The sequence below is a fragment of the Bradyrhizobium sp. DN3 genome (assembly GCF_041357655.1).
Classification (GTDB): Bacteria; Pseudomonadota; Alphaproteobacteria; order Rhizobiales; family Xanthobacteraceae; genus Bradyrhizobium.
On sequence record NZ_JAULLN010000074.1, the window covers coordinates 1 to 1,843 of the forward strand.

Here is a 1,843-nt window from a genome sequence, read left to right on the forward strand (position 1 = left end):
GCAAGCCAATCAGGCTGCCTGACTGACGGCCCCGCGGTCCTCACCGGATGCTTACGAGAAAGACCACGGTATCGACGTTACTTGGCTTGAAGAAGAGCCAGCGGGTGATCCAGCGGCTGACGGGCGTCGACCGCAAGACGATGCGCCGCTACCCATGCAGGCGTCGCGGGAAACGGCGGACGCAAATTCCCCGGGTGACTCACCGGCTCGGCGACGGCGAAAGGGCAAATTCCCCACCCCACTACCGGCCATTGATGGCCGAAATCCGCAGTCGGCGACATGCAACGTTGTTCGTTCGGCATGCGAACCGCATCGGGAGTGAATCGAACAGCAGGTTCGTCTGAAGGAAGGTGTGTTGCGAACAAGCTGGCATCGTCTTCACACGCTGCCGCCCCTATCGCAAGAACGGTCAGGCCTTTGTCGAGCAGAAGAACGCGCGGTGATCCGACGAATGGTCGGCTAACGTCGATTCGAGGGGCTCGAAGCGGCTGCTCTGCTGGCTCAGCTTTGCCGTTTGGCCCGCTTGTTCGTGAACTTTTCCAGCCATCCTTCAAATTGAGACGAAAGGAGCGCGACGGAGCGCGGATCGCAAAACGCCCTACATCAGCGGCTGTTTGCCGATGCAAGAACCCCTGACGTCGTCCGCGCGCGCGTCAATGAGATCTATGCCGATCTGGATCCGGTCGCCTTACTGCGCGATATCCGAGGAGTGCAGGAGAAGTTGGCCAGTCTCGCCGACGCGGCTCCAGCAAGCCAACCCACTGTGGCGCCGCCGGTTGAACAGTTTTTGTCAAGCTTGCGAACAGCGTGGAAAGAAGGACCGGGACGGCCGACCGACAGGCCATTGCGAAACGGAAGCGAGAGCGACGATGTCCAGATCAGCTCGTCAGAGCTACGCCACAGCTGCGCGAATGGTCCGAGGCCAAGCCGTGGCGGACTAGCAGCGAACTTCTCTCCAAGCTTCAAGGTGAATGCCCCGTCTACCCGAGCAAACTAATCCGAACTCTTCAACGTCGTCTCAAATTGTGGCGCGGCGAGTAAGCAAGCGCACTGTTGTTTGGCCCCGTGCAAAATGCAGCACAAGCCGATGTGATCGTCACATCACCGGAAAGCTCTCCACTGCTCGACGGAGGAATGGTGGCGTGAAGTAGACAGGTGATCGGCTCCTTCGCTCTCCTGACCAGGGAGCAAAATAGATGAGGCAACAATAGTGGGCGTGCTTCCAGGTATACTGACAGCGGGTGCCGATCTGAAGCTGCTGAATCCGCGAAGTTCAACGTGATGGGCAGGACCACCGGCGGCGTCGTCACAGTTTGAAGCGTAGACGAGTGGCGACCTGAGCCGACGTTTCGATGCGCTCGGGGCTAGTCCTTGCTTTTCAGAAGCCAAACCTGAAATCGGGCGCCATTGTGCCGGGTCTGGACAATTTCATCAAGCATATAGCCGTTCTGATCGGCCATGGTCAATGCTTGCGGCCGTTAATGCGAACCATGAGTTAGTCGAGACGCCAGACATCATGTTTCGGCGCGCGTGCTGCCCAAGTGGCCCGTAAAATCGGGGCCGTGTGTGCGGCAGCAGCGGCGGATCGTCTCATAGCGGTAATCCTGCGTTCCAGCAGCATTTTTCTCAACCCCCACGCTAAGTCAATCCGAAGCGACAGTAGCCAAATCGCGCGGCTACCGCAATTTCCTTGCCGCACGATTAATGTCCACGCCAGTTGGTCGGCGGTTGCAGAACGCCAGCACGGCGAGCGACCTCGGTCAGGGGCCCCACATTCACGATCTCTGGCAGGCGACCGTCGTTTTCGACGTCCGTGTTGCCGTGTTCAGTCTGTCCGGTTGAA

At 59.0% G+C, this 1,843-nt stretch carries 1 pseudogene; it reads left to right on the forward strand.

Annotated elements, in window-relative coordinates:
• Positions 1-347 precede the first annotated feature (347 nt).
• Positions 348-1,146, forward strand: a pseudogene (locus AAE027_RS39380) (ISNCY family transposase); the annotation flags it as partial.
• Positions 1,147-1,843: the final 697 nt, after the last annotated feature.